At 47.9% G+C, this 20,769-nt stretch carries 18 protein-coding genes and 1 pseudogene; 10 read left to right on the forward strand and 9 right to left on the reverse strand.

Translation table 11 applies throughout. From position 1 onward, the window contains the following. The first annotated feature begins 444 nt into the window (after nt 1-444). From NH396_RS13185 to NH396_RS13230, 10 genes are all read left to right on the forward strand, one after another. Nucleotides 445-1,548, forward strand: a complete 1,104-nt coding sequence (locus NH396_RS13185) for a glycosyltransferase family 4 protein (protein WP_253064255.1) — start codon at nt 445-447, stop codon at nt 1,546-1,548. Next, nucleotides 1,549-2,769 (forward strand): O-antigen ligase family protein, encoded by a 1,221-nt coding sequence (locus tag NH396_RS13190; protein ID WP_253064256.1) that lies wholly within the window; start codon nt 1,549-1,551, stop codon nt 2,767-2,769. Between the two features lie 166 nt (nt 2,770-2,935). Then, nucleotides 2,936-3,976, forward strand: a complete 1,041-nt coding sequence (locus NH396_RS17190; protein WP_253064257.1) for a glycosyltransferase — start codon at nt 2,936-2,938, stop codon at nt 3,974-3,976. 45 nt (nt 3,977-4,021) lie between these two features. Beyond that, on the forward strand, nt 4,022-5,161 hold the full coding sequence (wecB, locus tag NH396_RS13200) for a UDP-N-acetylglucosamine 2-epimerase (non-hydrolyzing) (protein ID WP_290441780.1): 1,140 nt from the start codon (nt 4,022-4,024) through the stop codon (nt 5,159-5,161). Between the two features lie 26 nt (nt 5,162-5,187). Beyond that, nucleotides 5,188-6,465, forward strand: a complete 1,278-nt coding sequence (gene wecC, locus NH396_RS13205) for a UDP-N-acetyl-D-mannosamine dehydrogenase (RefSeq protein WP_253064261.1) — start codon at nt 5,188-5,190, stop codon at nt 6,463-6,465. Nucleotides 6,466-6,694: 229 nt separating this feature from the next. Continuing rightward, nucleotides 6,695-8,287, forward strand: coding sequence for a heparinase II/III family protein (locus NH396_RS13210; protein ID WP_253064263.1), 1,593 nt, complete (start codon nt 6,695-6,697; stop codon nt 8,285-8,287). A 48-nt stretch (nt 8,288-8,335) separates the two neighbouring features. Beyond that, the gene (locus NH396_RS13215; protein ID WP_253064265.1) at nt 8,336-9,550 is read left to right on the forward strand and encodes a glycosyltransferase family 4 protein; all 1,215 of its coding nucleotides are present in this window, start codon (nt 8,336-8,338) and stop codon (nt 9,548-9,550) included. A gap of 246 nt (nt 9,551-9,796) precedes the next feature. Continuing rightward, nucleotides 9,797-10,963 (forward strand): nucleotide sugar dehydrogenase, encoded by a 1,167-nt coding sequence (locus tag NH396_RS13220; RefSeq protein ID WP_253064268.1) that lies wholly within the window; start codon nt 9,797-9,799, stop codon nt 10,961-10,963. A 369-nt stretch (nt 10,964-11,332) separates the two neighbouring features. Beyond that, nucleotides 11,333-12,520, forward strand: coding sequence for an O-antigen ligase family protein (locus NH396_RS13225; RefSeq protein ID WP_253064269.1), 1,188 nt, complete (start codon nt 11,333-11,335; stop codon nt 12,518-12,520). 111 nt (nt 12,521-12,631) lie between these two features. Continuing rightward, a complete protein-coding gene (locus tag NH396_RS13230) occupies nt 12,632-13,282 on the forward strand; it encodes a DsbA family oxidoreductase (RefSeq protein ID WP_253064271.1) in 651 nt (216 codons plus the stop codon). 449 nt (nt 13,283-13,731) lie between these two features. On the opposite strand, the gene NH396_RS13235 is transcribed toward NH396_RS13230, so the two are convergent. The 9 genes and pseudogenes from NH396_RS13235 to NH396_RS13275 all read right to left on the reverse strand — a co-directional run bounded on the left by NH396_RS13235 (nt 13,732) and on the right by NH396_RS13275 (nt 20,672). Continuing rightward, a complete protein-coding gene (locus NH396_RS13235) occupies nt 13,732-14,235 on the reverse strand; it encodes a glycine-rich domain-containing protein-like (protein WP_253064273.1) in 504 nt (167 codons plus the stop codon). 2 nt (nt 14,236-14,237) lie between these two features. Further along, the gene (locus tag NH396_RS13240) at nt 14,238-14,543 is read right to left on the reverse strand and encodes a hypothetical protein (RefSeq protein WP_253064275.1); all 306 of its coding nucleotides are present in this window, start codon (nt 14,541-14,543) and stop codon (nt 14,238-14,240) included. Between the two features lie 62 nt (nt 14,544-14,605). Further along, the gene (locus tag NH396_RS13245; RefSeq protein WP_253064277.1) at nt 14,606-15,382 is read right to left on the reverse strand and encodes a hypothetical protein; all 777 of its coding nucleotides are present in this window, start codon (nt 15,380-15,382) and stop codon (nt 14,606-14,608) included. Between the two features lie 342 nt (nt 15,383-15,724). Then, nucleotides 15,725-16,312: a hypothetical protein gene (locus NH396_RS13250; RefSeq protein ID WP_253064279.1), complete on the reverse strand. Its 588-nt coding sequence runs from the start codon at nt 16,310-16,312 to the stop codon at nt 15,725-15,727. Between the two features lie 419 nt (nt 16,313-16,731). Then, the gene (locus NH396_RS13255) at nt 16,732-18,066 is read right to left on the reverse strand and encodes an aminotransferase class I/II-fold pyridoxal phosphate-dependent enzyme (protein WP_253064281.1); all 1,335 of its coding nucleotides are present in this window, start codon (nt 18,064-18,066) and stop codon (nt 16,732-16,734) included. A gap of 319 nt (nt 18,067-18,385) precedes the next feature. Continuing rightward, the gene (locus NH396_RS13260) at nt 18,386-18,724 is read right to left on the reverse strand and encodes a hypothetical protein (RefSeq protein WP_253064283.1); all 339 of its coding nucleotides are present in this window, start codon (nt 18,722-18,724) and stop codon (nt 18,386-18,388) included. Nucleotides 18,725-18,886: 162 nt separating this feature from the next. Beyond that, nucleotides 18,887-19,039, reverse strand: coding sequence for a hypothetical protein (locus NH396_RS13265; protein ID WP_253064285.1), 153 nt, complete (start codon nt 19,037-19,039; stop codon nt 18,887-18,889). Nucleotides 19,040-19,048: 9 nt separating this feature from the next. Continuing rightward, a pseudogene (locus tag NH396_RS13270) lies at nt 19,049-19,258 on the reverse strand (IS5/IS1182 family transposase); the annotation flags it as partial. Nucleotides 19,259-19,505: 247 nt separating this feature from the next. Then, a complete protein-coding gene (locus tag NH396_RS13275; RefSeq protein WP_253064287.1) occupies nt 19,506-20,672 on the reverse strand; it encodes a nucleotide sugar dehydrogenase in 1,167 nt (388 codons plus the stop codon). Nucleotides 20,673-20,769: the final 97 nt, after the last annotated feature.

Genomic DNA, 20,769 nt, shown 5'->3' on the forward strand with positions numbered 1-20,769 from the left:
GTGGTCGAAAAGCTGAATGACCGTCCTCGAAAGCGACTCGGCTACCGGACACCGGCGCAGGTGTTTCTAGGGGAATACTCAGGTGGGCTGGATACTGCAGGTGCTGCGCTTATTGCTTGAATTCAGGGTTTTAAGTTCGCATAAGAGAGTGGATGTTGTATCTACCTAGGATAGTAAATAAAGAGGAGTAATAATGCATGCTGAGAGCTCATATAGATTATTAAGATTATTTCATATGTAAGACTTATTTATATAAGATAAGTTTCTATAATTCTTACCTGAGACAAAACTAGTTACTTAATTGAATCAGATATGAGCACTGAGGTATAGCAATGGAAAATTATATTAGTACGATAACATAAGATATAAATGAATTGTGTGTCAGTTATGTTTAACTTCCCTAAACTTAGTCTTTAAATATGCAAATTTATCGTAGGAAATATTATGAATAATATCCGTATTTGGGCTCCTAAATTGATGAATTCCGAAGGCGATAGACTCGTCGGTGGAATCCAAACATATATATGGGACTTATCAAATGGCTTGGCTGATAACAATTACGAGGTAGAGGTATATTTTCCAGCGGAAGAAAATTTAGAATTCATGCATAACAAATCTAAATTTTACGGGGTGAAAGTCAAAGATTGGAAAGCTGGTAAATCAGTTACTAGTAATATAGCCCTTAATATAATAGGAACATCAACGCTAATACCTAATAATATTATAGGACCATGCGTTGGTATCCAGCATGGAATACTATGGGACCGACCAGTACAGTATAATCGGCTATGGAATATTTTTCCTTTATTAAGAAACTCGATCAGAGTAAATAAGTATTCAAAACTAGTTAATCGATTTGATCATTTAGTATGTGTTGACTTGGCATATCCTCAGTTTGTCGCTAGTACTAATCCCCCTTTAAATTGGAATACGCTTACATACATACCTAACTATGCGCATATTGATGACCAGGTAGTACCATCTTTAGGTGGAGGGTTGAATAAAGTTATATTCCCGAGAAGATTTGTAGAGCATCGTGGAGTAAGAATAGCTATTCACCTCGCAGAAAAATTCGCTTCAGATAGTCTCGAGTTTCATTTTATCGGTGAGGGTCCTGAAGAGAAATTAATAAACAATTTAGCCAATAATAATAAAAATATTAAGGTATATAAGCTGCCATATGAAAATAGGCTGGAAGCATATGATGCTAATACTATAACCTTAATTCCTAGTCTCTCTACTGAAGGCACTTCTTTAGTATGTCTTGAAGCTTGGTCTAGAGGTTCTATAGTTCTGTCATCGCCAGTAGGTGGTTTGAGTAATCTAATCCTCAACAATGTCAATGGCAAATTATCCAAACCAACTGAGGAAGAATTTGAGATTAACTTGAATAAGCTTCTAACTAAAAGTACTAATGAGTTGGATTTAATCAGAAAAAATGCTTATTACGGTTTAACACAAGGATTTAGTTATAATAATTGGATATACCAATGGGTAGAATTGTGCAATAATATTATTCAAAAAGAATGCCATAAGAGAAATGTGTAAATGTTGCTCTTCACGAAATGGACTAATTTAATACGCCTAATATTACTTGCATTGTTATCGTATTTTGGCGTTGTGTCCACCCTATTCAATACTAGTGATGCTTTATATCCAATAACACTTTTTCTATTTATACTCCTGTCCTTCAAAACAATATATAATAAAAAATCAATATATAAAAAACAAGTTATATATGGGTTTATATTTATTATATCTATTGCATGGTTATTGCTTTCAGTTGCATGGACGCAGTCTCATTATCAGTGGGTGAACGATATAGTTTTATTGTTTTTTCTCTTATCGTTAGTTGTAACTATAGTTATATCAATTAACGGTGAAGATGTTTACAACTTATGCTTAGGTTATGTCATTATAGCGTCAACAATTAGTTTGTTTGTTATATATAATATGATGTATAAAGGAGACAGTGCTCAAAATAGCAACATTATATATAGAAATTATTTAACATTTGCATCACCAATAGCAATTGGACTTATAGTATCAATTTTTAAAGTAATGTATTCTAAGTACAATAGGTTTACTTGGTGTCTTGTATCTCTTTATTTAATGCTGTCACTTAGTATGAGTCTAGCACGAGGAGCACTGATATTTTGCGTAGCATCAATTTTGCTTGTGGGTATAATTCAACTATCTATACTTCTTAAAAATAATAATAAATACATTGTCAAGGCTATAAAAGCTTATTGGTTATTTTTTATGCCGCTATTGTTTTTATTGTTTTATGCTGCTTTTTTTGTAGAAAGGACCTCACAACGATTACTTCGTCTAATGAATCCTACTGAAGAACTAGCTGAAGGTGGCAGGGGAGGACTGTGGGGTAATTCATTATCAGCAATATATGACAGTCCACTTTTTGGATATGGATTGGGTTCAAGCGGCATACTAGCTGGTGGAATAGAGGGTAGATATCCTCATAACTGGATATTTCAATTATGGTTGGATGGAGGTGTCGTTGCAGTTATTTTGTTTTCGGCATTTATAATCACTCCCTTCTATTATTTAATTAAACATATTAACAATAATGCTTTTGATACTACCGGTTTGTCCTTACTGGCTATATATATATTCTTAATCTTAGATTTTTCTAAGTCTTACGACTTTTATACAGCCAAACCAATAATAATAATAGGAGCTTCCTCGATTGCTTATATTGTATGGCATAATAAAAAACATCAAAGAAAATATCAATGTCATAAATCCTAGCACTCTATAGTACAATCAAGTATGTGTCCATATACAAATTTACCACGTTATAACTCCTAAGTAGTAATGTACAAATATAATATAACATAGAGCATTAAATCTGTTGGTAGTTAATAAGATTTAATTCACGTATTTACGTATTTATACAGCATGGGAAGGTGCGCAAGTGAATGTACTACTCATATTAGATCACGCTCCAGACTATAGAGAAACTTTCCTTAGAGAATTATCTTCATATGTGAATCTAACAGTAATTGCACAGTCATGTACTAAAGATAATCTTACCCCTCCGGTAACACGAGTTGGATATAAATATATTGAGATTCAAACTTTTAATGTTCTAGGGTTTAAATTTCAGCGAACATTTAATAAAAATATTAATAAAGATGGTTACGATGTAATTTGCGTAGCCTTAAATATACGCTACGTTAATAGAATAATATCCTCCTTAACTTTAAATAGAAGAAAACTAGTCTGGTGGGGACAAGTGTATGGAAGAAATGATTCTCCGATAGTTAACACAATTAAAAAAGTATTAATAAATAAATCTCAAGGGTGTTTAGTATACTCTAAGAACATTGAAAAGAAGTTGTCCTTAGTTACCAATAAAAAAGTTATAAGTTTTAATAATACCGAAGTCAGTAAAAAAGAATTTCGTGCTGGTGTGTATAGTGATTCTAAGAAATTAAAGTTATTATTTGTAGGTCGAAATCAAGAAAGGAAGAGGCTTGATAGACTTATAGAGTTAGCAAAAAGACTTAGCTATATTGAGTTGAAGTTAGTAGGGCCGGGGATGGATAAGTTAATAGGAAGTGACGATCTTCCCGATAATATTCAAACATATGGTCATACTACTGGTGTTAAGTTAAATAGCTTCTTTGATTGGTGTGATGTAGTTGTTAACCCTGGTCATGTTGGCTTATTAGTTATGAACGCAGCTAGGCACGGAAAGTCTATAATTATAGATAGTTCTTCTAATCATGCACCAGAATATATTCTAGCTGAGGAGTCAGATCAATCTTTCATAGATTTCTCTAATATCAATAAAGTAATTGAGCATATGAATAAAATCTATGAAAATCAAGAGATGTTAAAAACGAAAGCCCAAAAATTGCAAGAACGTGCATTCCAAGAATATAACATCGAACAAATGGCAAAAATTCATTATGAATTTTTCTGCTCTATTAGTAATGGTAATGTTGTGTAAAGCTTAATCAGTATTAATATACCCATACATTAATTCAAGAGTGAAATGATGAATAAAATTAAAGTGCTAACAGTCTTTGGTACACGACCTGAAGCTATCAAAATGGCACCGCTTGCCTTAGCCCTTGATAATGATCAGCGTTTCAGCCATCGTTTGTGTGTAACAGGGCAGCATCGGGAAATGCTTGATCAGGTGCTAGAGTTATTCAATCTAGTACCTGATCATGATCTAGCTGTTATGAGCCCAGGTCAAGACCTTACTGATGTAACAGCTACTATTCTTTTGGGTATGCGTAGTGTACTACGTATTGAAAAGCCTGACATTATTTTAGTTCATGGAGATACTGCCACTACATTTTCAGCCTCGTTAGCAGCGTATTATGAACAGATCCCAGTCGCACATGTTGAAGCAGGTCTACGTACTGGTAATATATATTCTCCATGGCCTGAAGAAGCAAATCGTAAGCTTACAGGAGCATTAGCCACGCTACACTTTGCACCTACTGATCGGTCGCAGAGAAACTTATTAGCAGAAGGGATCCCCTCTGCATCGATAAGCGTTACAGGCAATACTGTAGTTGATGCTTTATTTACGGTTATTGAAAAGCTCGACACTAATCCAGAATTAGCACAATATGAAAATTTACCTTTAGGTTTAGCTGCATTAAATTCTAATAAAACCATTTTGGTTACGGGGCATAGGAGAGAAAGTTTTGGTGGTGGATTCGAACGGATTTGCCAAGCTCTACGAGAAACAGCCGTTAATAACCCAGGTGTTAATATCATCTATCCAGTACATCTCAACCCAAATGTACAAGAGCCCGTTAACCGTTTATTAGCAGATATACCCAATGTTCACTTGATTGAGCCTTTAACCTACTTACCTTTTATCGCATTAATGAATCTATCCGACATTATCTTGACGGACTCTGGGGGGATTCAAGAGGAAGCACCTTCCTTAGGTAAACCTGTCTTAGTGATGAGAGATACTACAGAGCGTCCTGAGGCTGTAGAGGCAGGGACTGTAAAGCTCGTCGGGACTCAAGTAGAAAAAATTACTCTAGAATTGGATCGTCTTTTGAATGATCCTTCTGCATATGATGCGATGAGTCGTGCTCATAATCCCTATGGAGATGGTAAAGCTTGTAATCGTATTCTAGACATTCTTGCCGCTCATTACTCCTAAATACACGAATACAAGTGGATTAAATTATGAATTTTAATACAATATCCGTGATTGGCCTTGGATATATTGGCCTGCCTACTGCGGCTGTTATTGCGTCTCGTCGTCAGCATGTTATAGGTGTGGATATTAGCCAGAAGGCCGTTGATACCATCAACCGAGGCGAGATTCATATTGTCGAACCCGAGTTAGATATGCTTGTGCATGCAGCTGTCAATGAAGGTTATTTACGCGCAACTACCAAAGCAGAGCCAGCAGATGCTTTTCTTGTCGCAGTGCCAACACCATTCAAGCGTGAGGAAGGTAAGACACATGTGCCCGATCTTACCTACATCAAAGCTGCAAGTTTATCTATAGCGCCTGTTTTGAAAAGCGGTGATCTGGTCATTCTTGAATCAACTTCACCTGTTGGTGCGACAGAACAAATGGAAGCTTGGCTTGCAGAGGCACGTCCAGATCTCTCTTTTCCTAGTCAAGTAGGTGAGATATCGGATATTCGTGTAGCTCATTGTCCTGAACGTGTATTGCCTGGGCATGTAGTAAGAGAACTTGTTGAAAACGATCGAGTCATTGGTGGGATAACCCAGCGATGCTCAGAGGCGGCCTGCTCGTTATATGAAATATTCGTCAAGGGTGAGAGTATAATCACAACTGCTCGTACTGCAGAAATGGCAAAATTAACAGAAAATAGTTTTAGAGATGTAAATATTGCTTTTGCTAATGAGCTATCAATTATTTGTGATAAACTTAAAATTAACGTATGGGAGCTGATTCGTTTAGCTAACCGTCATCCACGTGTAAATATATTGCAGCCAGGCCCAGGGGTAGGTGGACATTGTATTGCAGTTGATCCTTGGTTTATCGTTAGTCAGACTCCTGAGCAGGCAAAAATAATTCGTACTGCCCGCGAGGTAAATGATAGTAAGCCGCAGTGGGTCATTGACCAAGTTAATCAAGCAATAGGTAAGTTTCTTGGTCATCACCCCCATTATACAGCTAAAGATGTAACTGTTGCATGCTTAGGTTTGGCCTTTAAGCCTGATATTGACGATTTACGTGAGAGTCCAGCTCTTGCTATTACGCAAGCGTTACACAAACAACTTTCCAGCAACTTACTGGTTGTGGAACCTAATATATCGACTTTGCCTACGAGTTTGGAGGGGACCACACTCTCAGGGATAGAGGAAGCACTCGAAAAAGCAGATATCATTGTACTATTAGTTGATCACAAAGCATTTAAAAAAATAGAATTTGATCGCTTGTCTAATCGATATCTCGTTGATACCCGTGGGGTATGGACTAGCTAAATCAGCAAATTATAGCATTTTATCAAACAGCCTTCTTGACTAAGACTATTTGTCTTTTAGGTTTTAATGATTAGCAGCCTTGCGTTAATTGCTGCCTACTTTATGAGCTTTACCAATGACGTTTAATCGGGCTACTCGCTTATTGCATACAATCCGTTTCCTTAAGCCTTCACAAATTGGCTGGCGTCTCTACTATCTTGCTTTGCGCAGTAGAGTGCGTCGGAAAGCTATGTCTGCACTGCCGCCAGTACTCGTTCGTCCTTGGCAAGATATATGGATGGCTCCTGTATGGATGCCATCCTGTTGGGTTGGCAATAACGAATTTAAGTTCCTCGGAGAGCGCGGTTTTTTGACCACAAGTAAGGATTGGCATTGTTCAGAAAAATCCAAACTCTGGTTGTACAACCTCCACTACTTTGACGACCTTACGGCTCAAGAGGCCGAGACACGCTTTGAAATGCATTGCGACTTAGTATCAAGTTGGATCAACTCTAATCCAGTGCTTACAGGAAATGGTTGGGAGCCCTATACTTTATCACTACGTATAGTGAATTTAGTTAAATGGTTCAAGGGCCCTGTATGGGGTAATAGGGAGTGTATTCCAGATGCGTGGTGTAATAGCTTAGCACGGCAAGCTCAAGCACTTTCTGCACAACGCGAGTATCATATTCTTGCTAATCACCTGTTCGTGAACGGTAAAGCACTTATCTTTGCAGGGGCTTTTCTGCAAGGAGATTTAGCAGACCGTTTTTTGCAGGAAGGCTTGACTATTCTCGATGCGGAAATCCCAGAACAGTTTTTATGTGATGGTGGTCATTTTGAGCGATCGCCGATGTACCACGCTATACTCTTATGGGATTTGGCTGATTTAATTATGCTTGCTGAGTGTAGTGACTTACCATCATTAAAGAAACGCGTGACCTTATGGCGTGATTATTTGGCTAGGGGCCTGAACTGGCTTGAAATGATGTGTCATCCAGATGGAGATATTAGCTTTTTCAATGATGCAGCCTTCGACATCGGCCCAAAGTTTACAGACTTGAAACGGTATGCAGTAAAATTGCAAGTATCGGGCTTGAAAGATTCTTGTCTGAAGACATCGGGTATAGCCGAGGACTATCCTTTAGTCATTCAGCATGCAGTCCCTAGCGGCTATATAGCTGTTACTTGGGCTAAAGAATGTAAAGCTCTTCTGGACCTTGCTCCAATAGGACCTGATTATCAGCCTGGTCATGCACATGCAGATACATTGAGCTTTGAGTTAAGCCTTTATGGTATGCGTATATTCGTTAATTCTGGAACATCACAATACGGCGAAGATAGTGAGCGTCATCGTCAACGGTCAACACTAGCCCATAATACAGTTGCTGTAGATGGTGAAAACTCCTCAGAAGTATGGTCGGGTTTCAGGGTAGCGCGGCGTGCATATCCTGGTGAAGTTCAGATTGATCACGAAGAAAATTTGCTAAGTATATGTGGTAGTCATAATGGTTATCAACGGCTCAAGGGAAATGTCTTACACTACCGGAAATGGATTTTTGAGAAAAATAAATTAATAGTCGAAGATCGCTTAAATGGTCTTTATAAGCAAGCAGTAGCACGGTATTTTTGTCATCCAGATGTGTCTTTAATCATGTCTAATTCTCATCGTGGTTTTTTGATTACTCATAATGGTGAAAAAATAGTATTATTTATTGAAGGAGGTGAGGCCAGCGTAGAGTTAAGTACTTGGCATCCTCGTTTCGGCGATACTCAGAACAGTCAATGCTTGGTAGTTAACATGACTTCTTCTTGCTGCAGGGTCAGTCTCTCTTGGGGCTGAAGCGCTTCTCTTTATTCAATTAATCAATTTTCAACTAGAGCTTTTACCATGCGGATTCTTTTCCTCTCTGATAATTTCCCGCCCGAAACTAATGCTCCAGCCACACGCCTCTATGATCATGCTATTCGCTGGGTGCGTGCAGGACATGAAGTCACAGTGGTTACCTGCGCACCTAATTTTCCAGAGGGACACGTTTTTAATGGATATAAAAATCGATGGTATACAGTGGAGGAAATTGAAGGTATTCGTGTCGTACGTGTCAAAAGCTACATCACCTCAAATGAAGGTTTTCTTAAGCGTACCTTAGATTATCTTTCCTTTATGTGTAGTGGTTTTGTCGGCGGCTTAATCCAAAAAAAGCCTGATATAATTGTAGCTAGTTCTCCACAATTTTTTGCAGCAGTAAGCGGTTGGTTTCTATCTGTTGTGCGGCGCAAACCCTTTATATTTGAGTTGCGTGACTTATGGCCAGCTTCTATTGTAGCAGTGGGTGCTATGAAGGATAGCCGTATTATACGTATGCTCGAAAAAATAGAGCTGTTCCTCTATCGTCGTGCTCGGCGTATTGTAGCCGTAACTCATGCCTTTAAAGAAGATTTAATCCAGCGTGGTATTGAAGGAGATAAGATTGATGTAGTACTTAATGGAGTTGATCTCAGCCGATACTCTCCTATTGCAGCGAATTGTAACCTTCAGTATCAATATAATCTTAAGGATAAGTTTGTTGTTGGTTATTTGGGCACTCATGGTATGGCTCATGCGTTGGACAAGGTCTTGGATACAGCTATTTATCTTCGTCATAGAGAAGATATAGTATTTGTCTTTGTCGGTGCTGGAGCTGCTAAATCTGAGATTGAATCGAGAGCTAAAGATCATAATTTACAGAATGTTCGTTTCATACCACGTCAAACCAAGGATGCAATGCCTGCATATTGGTCGTTATGTGATTTAGCCTTGATTCCACTGAGAGACACTCCTGTATTCGAGAGCGTTATTCCTTCTAAAATGTTTGAATGTATGGCAATGGGTATACCAGTTCTGATGTCACTTCCGGAGGGGGAAGCTACAGAAATTCTTCGTGACTCAGGTGCCGGTATTTGTGTTCCTCCGGAAGATCCAATTACTATGGCCAAAGCCATAGAGAAACTAAAAGATGATACTGTCCAGCGTGACGCTATTCGTAAATGTGCTTTGAATGCTGCTCAGGTATACTCTCGAGATTGCCAAGCTGAAAAGATGCTAGCTGCTTTTGCGAAAGCTTGATTATAGGTATATTCAAATCATTTCTATTTAACCATGTTTTAGTTATTTGTTATTTTCTGCTCCTGACATATTTTTGTCTGTGGAGTGTATTGTTTTTTATACTAGAAAACTTTATAATTGTAAATGTAATAATCTCTATCGTTTTATTTTAATGTTATAACTTAGTGTTTATTGTTGGTTATAACTATATGTTTGTGTCGGTGCCAGGCCTGATGCTTTCACACATTTTTTGAGGAGTTATAGCAAATGAAAATTGCCATCGCAGGCACCGGCTATGTCGGCCTCTCCAACGCCATGCTGCTCGCACAGCATCATGAAGTGATCGCACTGGACATAGTGCCAGGCAAGGTGGAAGGGCTGAACCGTGGTGTCGCACCGATTGAAGACGCCGAGATTGATGAGTTTCTGGCGCGTGGGGACCTGAATTTCCGTGCTACCCTCGACAAGGAAGAGGCCTATCGTGGTGCCGATTTCGTGATCATCGCGACGCCGACGGATTACGATACCACTACCAACTACTTCAATACTTCCAGTGTTGAAGCGGTGATTCAGGATGTACGCGACATCAATCCTGACGCGGTGATGGTGATCAAGTCCACTGTGCCGGTGAGCTATACGGTAGAGGCGCGTAAGCGTTTCAATACCGAGAATCTGATCTTCTCGCCGGAGTTTCTGCGCGAAGGTAAGGCACTGTACGACAACCTGCATCCGTCTCGTATCATCGTCGGTGAGCGCTCCGAGCGTGCCGAGGTGTTCGCTGGTTTGCTCAAGGAAGGCGCGATCAAGCAGGGTGTTGATGTGCTCTTCACCGACAGCACCGAGGCGGAAGCCATCAAGCTGTTCGCCAATACCTACCTGGCGATGCGCGTCGCCTACTTCAATGAGCTGGATACCTACGCCGAGTCACATGGCCTGGATGCCAGGCAGATCATCGAAGGTGTGGGACTGGACCCGCGCATCGGGCAGCACTATCACAACCCGTCATTCGGGTATGGGGGCTACTGTCTGCCGAAGGATACCAAGCAGTTGTTGGCCAATTATCAGGAAGTGCCCAACAACATGATCCAGGCTATCGTCGATGCCAACACCACGCGCAAGGATTTCATCGCGGAATCCGTGCTCAAGCGCAACCCTCAGGTGGTGGGGGTATATCGCTTGGTGATGAAGTCAGGTTCTGACAACTTCCGCGCCAGTGCCATGCAGGGTGTGATGAAGCGCATCAAGGCCAAGGGTATTGAAGTTATCGTTTACGAGCCGGTGCTGGAAGATGACACCTTCTTCGGTTCACGCGTCACGCGTGATCTCGAGGCGTTCAAGCAGGAGGTGGATGTCATCCTGAGCAATCGCATGGCGGAAGAGCTCGCTGATGTGGTCGACAAGGTCTACACCCGCGATCTATTCGGCAACGATTGATCCAGAGTTCTGATTCTTGATCAAAACTCAAACGCCGCATTCTAGTGATGCGGCGTTTTCGTATGGGTTCACAGGGAACGGGGTAGAGGGAGCAGGTGATGACTTTCATGCTGCGCGCCTGATGCCAACGAGGAGGGCAGTTGTGTCAGGCTATCCCGCTCATCAAGCTCACGATGACTCTCTGTCGTATTCGGCCGAGATGACCGTATCACCGTTCACGTCGTCATCTTTGGATCAGGAAGGCCAGGTATGCCGTCATTCGCTTCCGCTGCGTGCTCGGATTCATCCGGAGTTGCTTCGTATTTTCCCCCTATCATATCGCGCGCCGTTTCCTGCAGTGTCTTCCTGTTCGGCTTGCTCAGCCTGGTGATGCCTTCTGGCTATAGCGTGGGGCCGGCGTTGCTGGTGTTGATCAGTGGCTATTGCTTGCTGCGAGAGCCGCGCGCGCTGTTGGGGGCCGCCCACAAGGAAGACCTGGCAGTGATCGGCGTGGTGGCAGGCCTCGCGGCCTTGTTGCTGGTGAGCATCTTGCTGCAGGGGGATGCATGGCAGACGACAGGCGTGCCGATTCGTCTGTTGCTGGCCGTGCCGGTGCTGATGCTTGCGTTGGCGTGCCCACCTTCGCTTGGGGCCATGTGGGGTGGGTTGATCCTCGGTAGTGTGCTGACCGGCAGCTGGGCGATGTGGCAGAAGCTGGTGTGGGGCGTGCATCGTGCGGGTGGCTTCACCAATACCATCAATTTCGGCGATATCAGCATGTTGATGGGGCTGATGTGTCTGGCAGGCTTGGGCTGGGCAATGAGCCAGGTGGGGGCTCGGCGGCGCTATTGGTTGCTGACGCTGTTGATCGGTGGCGCGTTCGGCATCATCGGCTCCTTGATGTCGGGGACGCGTGGCGGTTGGATCGGTTTTCCCTTCGCGGCCTGGGTGCTGTATCGCAGTTATGGTGAGGTGATCTCGCGGCGTGTGCTGCGCCTGGGCGTCTTCATGTGTGCCGGGGTGATCGCCTTGATGGTGATGACGCCGGCGACCGGTATCCAGCAGCGTGTCGAAGCCGGTGTCTCGGATGTCACCAAGTACGTGGAGGACCGCAATGCCGGCACCTCCGCGGGTGCACGTCTCGAGATGTGGCGGGGCGCCTTGCTGATGATTGCCGAGCAGCCGTGGCTGGGCAGGGGCGAGACCGGTTACGCCGAGGCGCGTGATGCGATGATCGAGCAGGGCGAGCTGAGCCGCCATGTGCAACCGTATAAGCATCCCCATAACGAGTTTCTCGATGCGTGGGTCAAGCGCGGGTTGTTGGGGCTGCTTGCGTTGCTGGCCCTCTATCTGGTGCCGCTGCGCCTCTTCTATCGCCGCCTGGACAGTGACGACCTGACATTGCGCTCACTGGCTGTCGCCGGGGTACTGCTGCCGCTGACCTTCCTTGACTTCGGGATGACCTGGGTGATGTTCTCCCAGGCCAGCGGCGTGATGGTTTACGCCTTCTGGTTGTCGATCGTCTGGGGCACGCTGCGCGCCCATGAGCGACGCCTTGAGACACTACAGATACGCTGAGTGTTTTGACCTGCGAAGGTGACGGGTCTACAGTACGCGCAAATTTGAGCAGTCGCTCACGAATATTGACGAGCGGTGTGGCGTGTTGCCTCGCCGATCAGGAGAATGGATATGCAAGACAAGCTCAAGATCGACATCGTCTCCGATGTGGTGTGCCCGTGGTGCATCATTGGTTACAAGCGCCTCGAGAGCGCCATCCAGTCACTGGGCCTGGAAGACAAGGTCGACATCGAATGGCAGCCCTTCGAGCTGAACCCGGACATGCCGGCGCATGGCGAGAACCTGCGCGCGCACTCAGAGCGCAAGTACGGCACCACGCCCAAGGGCAGTGTCGAGGCGCGCCAGAACCTCGCCAACCTGGCGGCTGAGGAAGGGCTGGTCTTCAACTACTTCGACGACATGCGCATGGTCAATACCTTCGAGCTGCACGTACTGCTCGAGTACGCCGCCGAGCAAGGCATGCAGCATGACCTGATGATGCAGTTCTTCGCGGACTTCTTCACGCTGCAGAAGGACATGTCGGACCGCGCCGTGATGGCGGACTCGCTGGCAGCAGTGGGACTGGATGCCACGGAAGGGCTTGCGCAGCTCGATGACGCCGAGGCACGTGAGCAGGTCGTCCAGCATGAGAACCACTGGAAGCAGATGGGGATCTCCAGCGTGCCCACCTTCGTCTTCAACCGCCGCAGCGCCCTGAGCGGTGCTCAGCCCAGGGAAGTGTTCGAGCAGGTGCTGAGCGAGCTGATGGCTGAGCAGTCTTGAGCCACTGACACCTGGCTCCGCCACTGATTCCTGTCGTGATAAAAAACGCGGCCCCGCTGAAAAGCAGGGCCGCGTTTTTGGTTGTGGGGGGTGTCAGTCACTCAGGAGAGTACAGACACACCACCGTCAAGAACGCTTGGGCGGATTGTTGCCACGACCATTGCCGGAACGGTTGCCAGTCGTGCTCGGCAGATTCGGCACTTTCGGAGCCGGGGTTTTACGTGCAGGGGCTTTAGGCGTCGGCCCTTGAGCCTTCTTGGGCGGATTATTGCCACGACCACCGCCGGATGGGTTGCCAGTCTTGCTCGGCAGGTTCGGTACTTTCGGAGTCGGGGCTTTGCGTGCAGGGGCTTTGGATGTAGTGGCTTGAATCTTGGTCGTTTTTTTCATTGTGATAGCTCTCATTGTAGATGGTTTATTGATCGACTTCAGATGCTTGTAGGCGACGCTTACTTGCAGGCTCCCTCGACGCGACAAGCGCATGAGGTAGGTACGTGACAAGCATGATCCTGACAACGCATTGCCTGTGATTCAGTGCCACCGCCCGGATAGGCGCCAAAGTGCTTTTCATACAGCGCGACCGTCTGTGCAAAGGCATCCTTCAATTGCTGGTAGTCGTCTTCACCGTAGATGCCGAAGTAGGGGTAGTGGTCAATGAAGCGACCGAATACCTGGTGGCAGTCTTCGCGGTAAGCACGCGTGTCCAGGATGTGCGCATGCCATAAGGCATCGACTTCCTTGCTGGGCACGAGCGAGACAGCAGGGTAGAAGGCCTTGAGTGACAGGAAGCGGCGATACTCACGCTCCGCCTTGTCCCAGGACTCAACTGACATTTCGGCTTCGCTGGAGGCCGTGTACTTGTGCTTGAGACGATCAAAGTCGAGACGGCTGACATTCATGCCCAGTCCGTGGCGATCCACGAGGGGTTGGTTCAGAGAAACGATGGCATTCATGATCAAGACTCCTGTGAGGGTGTATTGCAGAACTTGATGTCCCGCCTTCGTTTCATCTCACGATCGAAGCTCTGACGACTGATCAAGGCACAGGGCTCATAGCCATTGGCGGTCAGCTGATAGAGCAGACGCCAGGCATGGCCGATCTTGAAGCGCAGATAGCCTTTGCGGCAGCGCAGGCGTTTTCCGCCAAGTGACCGGTAGGGCGTGCCATTGGCCATGGCTTGATCTATCTGGATGGCCTTGGACTGGTAACAGCTGCTGACCTCATGGGGACAGCGGGCGAGGATGGTATCGATGGTTGGCATGACTGGCTCCGTCTTGGTTGACGAAACCAGTATTTATTTGTGGATTCCACAACCCGCATGCTTCACAAATCTTTTTTGCGGAAGGTGTCCAGCAGTGCGTCGAAGGAGGTAGCGTCCTCGTATCGTCGGATGATCAGCTTGCGATATTTCGCCAGGACCTCGTTGTCCGTCTCGATCGGGAGCGCTTGTTGATAGGCCTTTTCGAGGTCACCACTCAAGTAGGCGGCCATCATGCTGTCTCCCTGGGAGAGGGCTGCTGTCTGAGCGGCCAGCCCCTTGAGTACGTTTCCCTGTAGATGGCCCAGCCCCATCTGCGGCAATGTATCAGCGAAGGGGTTGGGCAGTTCCTCCGTCTTCAGGTCGGCATCTGGCAAACGCTCCAGCAAGTGAATCAATTCCTGGCGCAACAGGCCCAGGCCCGCCAGGGATTGCCGCTCGAAGAACAGCTCGCGTGCCCACTCGACCAGCTCGGTGCGCTTGGCTTTCTGCTCAAGGAGCTGAACGACGAGCTTTGGCTCACCGAAGATCCCCTGTAGCAGGATGGCGTTCCAGAGCAGGGTGACATCGCCGGGGTTGATACGGACTCGATTCCGGCTGTCACAGCCATGACCAATCGGTGTGTAATCTAGACGCAGGTGTTGCGTCTTGTTTCGATCAACCCTGCGAGAGACATCATCCTTGTGCTTGATGGAGGGGCTCAGTGCACTGACGAGCGTCTTGATGGAGTTCAAGAGTTTGCCATGCCGACTGAGAGGCTTGCTCAACCCCACCTTGCGGCAGAGCAAGTCCTCGTACACGGAAGATATTTCGCGCCAATTACCCTCGTCAGCTTCGCTCACAAGAGAACTCCAGCAAGTCATTGAGCGAGATGCGCTTGCTGTAATCTTCTGACATGTCCGCTATCTTTCGTGCCTGTGTGAACCAGTCTCTGGAATAACACCTGTCATGGCGACGGTACTCATCCAGAACGCCCATGCAGTAACCTGCCTGCAGGGCCTCTGACACGCTTGTCGTGACGCCAGCCAGTAGATTTTTCTCGTCTCTCTTGGCATAGATTCCGACCAGCTCATGACAACTCTGGATCAAGCGCTCCGAGCGGTCTCTGGCCTGAGCGGTTGGAGCCACTGTGAATGCCAGCGTGACTAGTAAGGCGCAAGATGTGTATTTGTTGAATATGGACTTCACAGTGTGGGCTCCTTGAAGGTATCACTCGTGTCAGCTTCTGCTTTCTCGGTGGCGGGTGTGTCCCCTTGCACTTGTGGCTCATCCGTTGTCATGGCGCGCCGGTTTCCAGTCGGTGCTGATAGGTAGAGCGCCACCAGCAGACTGGCATAAGTTGCCAATTTTACGAGCGGATCATCATCCAGAAGATAATTCCTTGGGAGATCTTCGTATTCTGACTGCCAGAGGAATATTTCACACAGGCCAATTACGACGAGCTCCACTACTGTCAGAATTCCGAGAGAGATCAGCAAGCGACTGGCCCCCCTCCAGAAGCCCGTCGAGAAATGCTGGCAGTAATTGACATGCCGCCACAGAAGCAAGCCCAGCAGTGCCATGAACGCCCATTCGAGTAGCGAAATATCTGCCAGGCCTTCACCGTATTCAAAGATGGCAAAGGGTAGCAAAGCCAGTATCATCAGGCCGATCAGCCAGAGCATGCCAGTCTTGATGGCATTCAATACCTGACAGAGAAATCGTGAGAACCCATTGTCGATCTTCCCTGTCAGGGAGAGACTTGTTGATTGCGACATCTTGCGTACATCCATGTGATTGCTGTGTGTATTGGTACTTCATGGAGATGAGTCGGACACTCCGTTGTCCTGGACAGTCATGTATCAACGCTGATTTGTAAGTCCTGTATAGATAATGTCGAGGAGTCATGGCAGGAGTTGTAATGATCATCTCGAGCTGAATATACAGTATGTCGTAATCCGGTGCGGAATTTTTTGTTTGTCTTGCACAATAGTGGCATTCATCCCAAGATTGTTCTTTGTATGAGCGAGCAACGGAATCAGTCAGTCCATGGAAGGCGAACCAAGTTCGTGTTACTTCAGCAGTCTTACATTTAGATAATGCATTAACGTTGAGGAATATAGCGGGCTCAGCAGGTTTACATGCGTATAAACGACACAGCCCCGCTGAAAAGCGGGGCTGTGTCGTTTATGGGCATCGAATAGTTGGGGAGTCACAACCCCGCCTTGATATTGCTCAGCTGCTGCATGAGCGTGTCAAGGACGGCGTCGACCTGCGCTTCGGTATGCTCGCAGGAGAGGAAGAAGCGCAGTCGTGCGCTCTTCTCCGGCACGGCGGGGTGCAGGATGGGCTGGACGTTGAAGCCGGTCTCGAACAGCTGGTTGGAGAGGCGAGCAGCCACCAGCGAGCTACCCAGGATGACCGGCACGACGGCAACGCCCAGGCTGTCGCCGACATCGAGTCCCAGGGCGCGGGCGCGCTGTAGGAAGTAGCCGGAGACGGCGTGCAGGCGGGCGATACGCTGCCTGGCATCATCGCCCTGGAGCAGTTCAAGAATCTTCAGCGACGGGGCGGCGACCTGTGCCGGCATGCCAACCGAGTAGAGGAAGCCCGGCGCGAAGTAGCGCAGCATGCTGACCAGCTCCTTGCAGCCGGCGATATAGCCACCGCAGCCGGATAGCGTCTTGCTCATTGTGCCCATCCAGATATCGACGTCACGGGACTCGATATCGAAGTGCTCACGCAGGCCGAGGCCACGCTCGCCCAGTACGCCGAAAGAGTGGGCTTCGTCGACCATCAGCCAGCAGCGGTACTTGTGCTTGAGGGCGATCAGGCGCGGCAGGTCCGGCACGTCGCCGTCCATGCTGTAGAGGCCCTCGGTGACGATCAGCACGCGCTCGAACTTGCCACGCTGGGCACGCAACAGCGCCTCCAGCGCGTCTGGGTCATTGTGTGCGAAGGGCATGCGGCGGGCGCCGGACAGCTGGGCGCCGACCAGCGAGCTGTTGTGGATCCACTCGTCATGCAGGACCAGGTCCTTCGGCCCGAGCAGATAGCCCAGCGTGGAGACATTGGTAGCGTGGCCACTGACGAAGACCACAGCATCCTCGACGTCGTAGGTACGCGCGACGGCGGCTTCCAGCTGCTGGTGGATAGGACGCTCGCCGGAGACGGCGCGTGAGGCCGATACCGAGGTGCCATAGTGCGCGGCAGCCTCAGCCGCGGCCTTGACCACTTCCGGATGGCGCGAGTAGTCCAGGTAGTTGTAGCTGGCGAAGTTGACCAGCTCACGCCCCTCGATACGTGTCGTGGCACCGGCACAGCCGTCATGCACGCGGAAGAAGGGCTCCGGCACGCCGAAGGCGGCACCGGCCTGCTGCATCATGCTGAGTTGCTGATAGCCCAGTTGGCGATCGAAGCGCACGAAATCATCGCTGATCTGAAGCGGTTCAGCGCTCTTGTGGGCGAAGATATCCTCATCATTCGACTGCGTATTGGTCGGGCGAGTGCGACGCGCACGCGCCTTGTCGAGCAGTTGCTGCTTCATGTTACTGGCGGATGTACCAGAGGAGTTGCGGGTTGCCAAAGAGGAAGTCCTTGAAGTAGAAGCGGTCTTTCGTTCGATGATGAGGCGAGGCGGGCAAGAGGGCAAGTCCTGGGAAGCGCGGGGGAGGTATCACTGGGGGTACAAGGCTTACGGTAGGGCGTGGCGATAGAGGAGTCCAAGCGGGCTGGCGTTGTAGGAACAAAGAGACGCTGAGTCGTCGCTACGACCTTCAATAATGCCCCTTATCGAGACTCGCATGCCTTTTCAATGCGTTAGCCGCTCGGTCTTCCCGGCTACCCCTGCAACATCATGGAAAGAATCACGCACCAGGTGCCATGAAATCGTCAGGCAAGGGTGTGCGGGGGATATGGTCCCTGGCTTTGAGTCGGATATGCATATCCAGCTCCTCACACTCTAGCCCCGGATGCTGTCGAATGTGCTCGTCAATTAGCTGGATGACAAAGTCGGCATAGCGTACTGAGGCGAGCTCTACCGTCGACACCGTGCGGCCCATATGCTGGGCGATCACGAGATAGGTCGCGCTGTCGGTCTTGGCGAGTAGTAGGGTGAAGCCCTCGGCGCTGGTCATGAGCGATAGGGGAGCATGATCGTTGAGACCCTGATGTGCATTGACGGATAGGATGGTCATTTCGTCCATGATGGTCACTCTCATGTCATGACGGCCAACGAGTATTGGCGATCGTAAGTTGAAGATTCACCGGACGCTCCGGGTTGTCCGGTGAATACTCCGTGCATGATATCTTAGGTAAGGATAAGGCTCATCCTGTTGGGATGAGTTATTTAGCACTGTCGCAAGATGTCAGCATAGCCCCAGGCGCGTGAAGGACCTCAAGAAATACGAACGTACACTGCGCTCGCCGGTCTCGATGTCCACTGTGGTGACCATGCCCGGCTTGATCGGCAGAGTTTCTCCATTGTGCTCCAGCGTCGCGGTCTCGCGGCTGACCAGCACGTTTGCCTAGCTGTCGTAGATGGCGTCTTCGGGCGCCTGATTAGCAAGTCCATACCGCTGTTGCAGCAAGTAGATTCGCAGCAAGCGCTCAAGCTCGATGGGCGGCCGGTTTCGCTTGCCTGCCGCATTCGGGAAGTGGACTTGAGACAGAGCATCGATTAGCCGTTGCCAAGGTAGTATTACCTCCATCTTGGCTAGAAATCGCTCTCGGCGAGTCACTTTCTTCCTGTTCTGATGATCTGTTTACGTGAATGATTTCTGCTTCATCGGGTGGCTCTATTAGGCGATAGCGGTATTGCCTGATTTTACCCCGCTGGTGGCGATCAGGCACAAACGGCAGAGTTTGTTCATCGATTCCTTAGGTTAGTGCCTGTGATTACTGGACAATATATCGGGTTAGAGACAAAAAACGCCGCATGCTAGGTATGCGGCGTAATATTAGCACTTGTTGTTAATAAGTCGAATTTCAGTCACTACCGAACAGGTCTCGGGTGTAGACCTTGTCGGCCACATCGGCGAGCTCTTCTGCCATACGGTTGCTGAGAATCACATCCGCTTCCTGCTTGAAGGCGGCAAGATCATCCAGCACGCGAGAACCAAAGAAGGTGTCATCTTCCAGCACCGGCTCGTAAACGATAACTTCAATACCCTTGGCCTTGATGCGCTTCATCACGCCCTGCATGGCACTGGCGCGGAAGTTGTCAGAGCCGGACTTCATCACCAGGCGATACACCCCCACCACCTGCGGGTTGCGCTTGAGCACGGATTCCGCAATGAAGTCCTTTCGCGTGGTATTGGCATCGACGATGGCCTGGATCATGTTGTTGGGCACTTCCTGGTAATTGGCCAACAACTGCTTGGTATCCTTCGGCAGACAGTAGCCCCCATACCCGAATGACGGGTTGTGGTAATGCTGCCCGATGCGCGGGTCCAGTCCCACACCTTCGATGATCTGCTTGGCATCCAGGCCATGCGATTCGGCGTAGGTATCCAGCTCATTGAAGTAGGCGACGCGCATTGCCAGGTAGGTATTGGCAAACAGCTTGATGGCCTCCGCCTCGGTGCTGTCAGTGAAGAGCACATCAACACCCTGCTTGATCGCGGCCTCCTTGAGTAGACCAGCGAACACCTCGGCACGTTCGGATCGCTCACCAACGATGATGCGAGACGGATGCAGGTTGTCGTACAGCGCTTTGCCTTCACGCAGGAATTCTGGTGAGAAGATCAGATTCTCGGTATTGAAACGCTCACGCGCCTCTACCGTATAGCCTACCGGCACAGTTGACTTGATCACCATCACCGCGTCAGGGTTGATATCACGCACATCCTGAATCACCGCCTCCACACTCTTGGTGTTGAAGTAGTTGGTGGTGGCATCATAATCCGTTGGCGTTGCGATGATCACGAAATCGGCATCGCGGTAAGCCTCTTCCTTGTCGAGGGTCGCGCGGAAATTCAGGTCCCCACGTGCCAGAAACTCGTCAATCTCGGCGTCCTCAATCGGCGCGACACCACGATTCAGGCCTCCCACCTTCTCTGGCACGATATCCAGTGCGATCACTTCATGATGCTGTGCGAGCAGCATGGCGTTGGAAAGGCCGACATAGCCGGTGCCCGCAATAGCTATCTTCATCAACAATTACCCCCAATGGTTCTTTTAACCTTAAACTAGGTTTTTGAATAACAATCTTCTGATTCGATCAGGTATAAATACTGAATATGGCAAGGCA

The organism is Cobetia sp. Dlab-2-AX (assembly GCF_024124625.1).
Taxonomy (GTDB): Bacteria; Pseudomonadota; Gammaproteobacteria; order Pseudomonadales; family Halomonadaceae; genus Cobetia.

Excerpts from the sequence above, each read along its gene's own strand:
- NH396_RS13185 (WP_253064255.1), top strand. The coding sequence starts at position 445 with ATGAATAATATCCGTATTTGGGCTCCTAAATTGATGAATTCCGAAGGC.
- NH396_RS13190 (WP_253064256.1), top strand. The coding sequence starts at position 1,549 with ATGTTGCTCTTCACGAAATGGACTAATTTAATACGCCTAATATTACTT.
- wecB (WP_290441780.1), top strand. The coding sequence starts at position 4,022 with ATGATGAATAAAATTAAAGTGCTAACAGTCTTTGGTACACGACCTGAA.
- wecC (WP_253064261.1), top strand. The coding sequence starts at position 5,188 with ATGAATTTTAATACAATATCCGTGATTGGCCTTGGATATATTGGCCTG.
- NH396_RS13210 (WP_253064263.1), top strand. The coding sequence starts at position 6,695 with ATGTCTGCACTGCCGCCAGTACTCGTTCGTCCTTGGCAAGATATATGG.
- NH396_RS13215 (WP_253064265.1), top strand. The coding sequence starts at position 8,336 with ATGCGGATTCTTTTCCTCTCTGATAATTTCCCGCCCGAAACTAATGCT.
- NH396_RS13220 (WP_253064268.1), top strand. The coding sequence starts at position 9,797 with ATGAAAATTGCCATCGCAGGCACCGGCTATGTCGGCCTCTCCAACGCC.
- NH396_RS13225 (WP_253064269.1), top strand. The coding sequence starts at position 11,333 with ATGCCTTCTGGCTATAGCGTGGGGCCGGCGTTGCTGGTGTTGATCAGT.
- NH396_RS13230 (WP_253064271.1), top strand. The coding sequence starts at position 12,632 with ATGCAAGACAAGCTCAAGATCGACATCGTCTCCGATGTGGTGTGCCCG.
- NH396_RS13235 (WP_253064273.1), bottom strand. The coding sequence starts at position 14,235 with ATGAATGCCATCGTTTCTCTGAACCAACCCCTCGTGGATCGCCACGGA.
- NH396_RS13240 (WP_253064275.1), bottom strand. The coding sequence starts at position 14,543 with ATGCCAACCATCGATACCATCCTCGCCCGCTGTCCCCATGAGGTCAGC.
- NH396_RS13250 (WP_253064279.1), bottom strand. The coding sequence starts at position 16,312 with ATGGATGTACGCAAGATGTCGCAATCAACAAGTCTCTCCCTGACAGGG.
- NH396_RS13255 (WP_253064281.1), bottom strand. The coding sequence starts at position 18,066 with ATGAAGCAGCAACTGCTCGACAAGGCGCGTGCGCGTCGCACTCGCCCG.
- NH396_RS13260 (WP_253064283.1), bottom strand. The coding sequence starts at position 18,724 with ATGGACGAAATGACCATCCTATCCGTCAATGCACATCAGGGTCTCAAC.
- NH396_RS13275 (WP_253064287.1), bottom strand. The coding sequence starts at position 20,672 with ATGAAGATAGCTATTGCGGGCACCGGCTATGTCGGCCTTTCCAACGCC.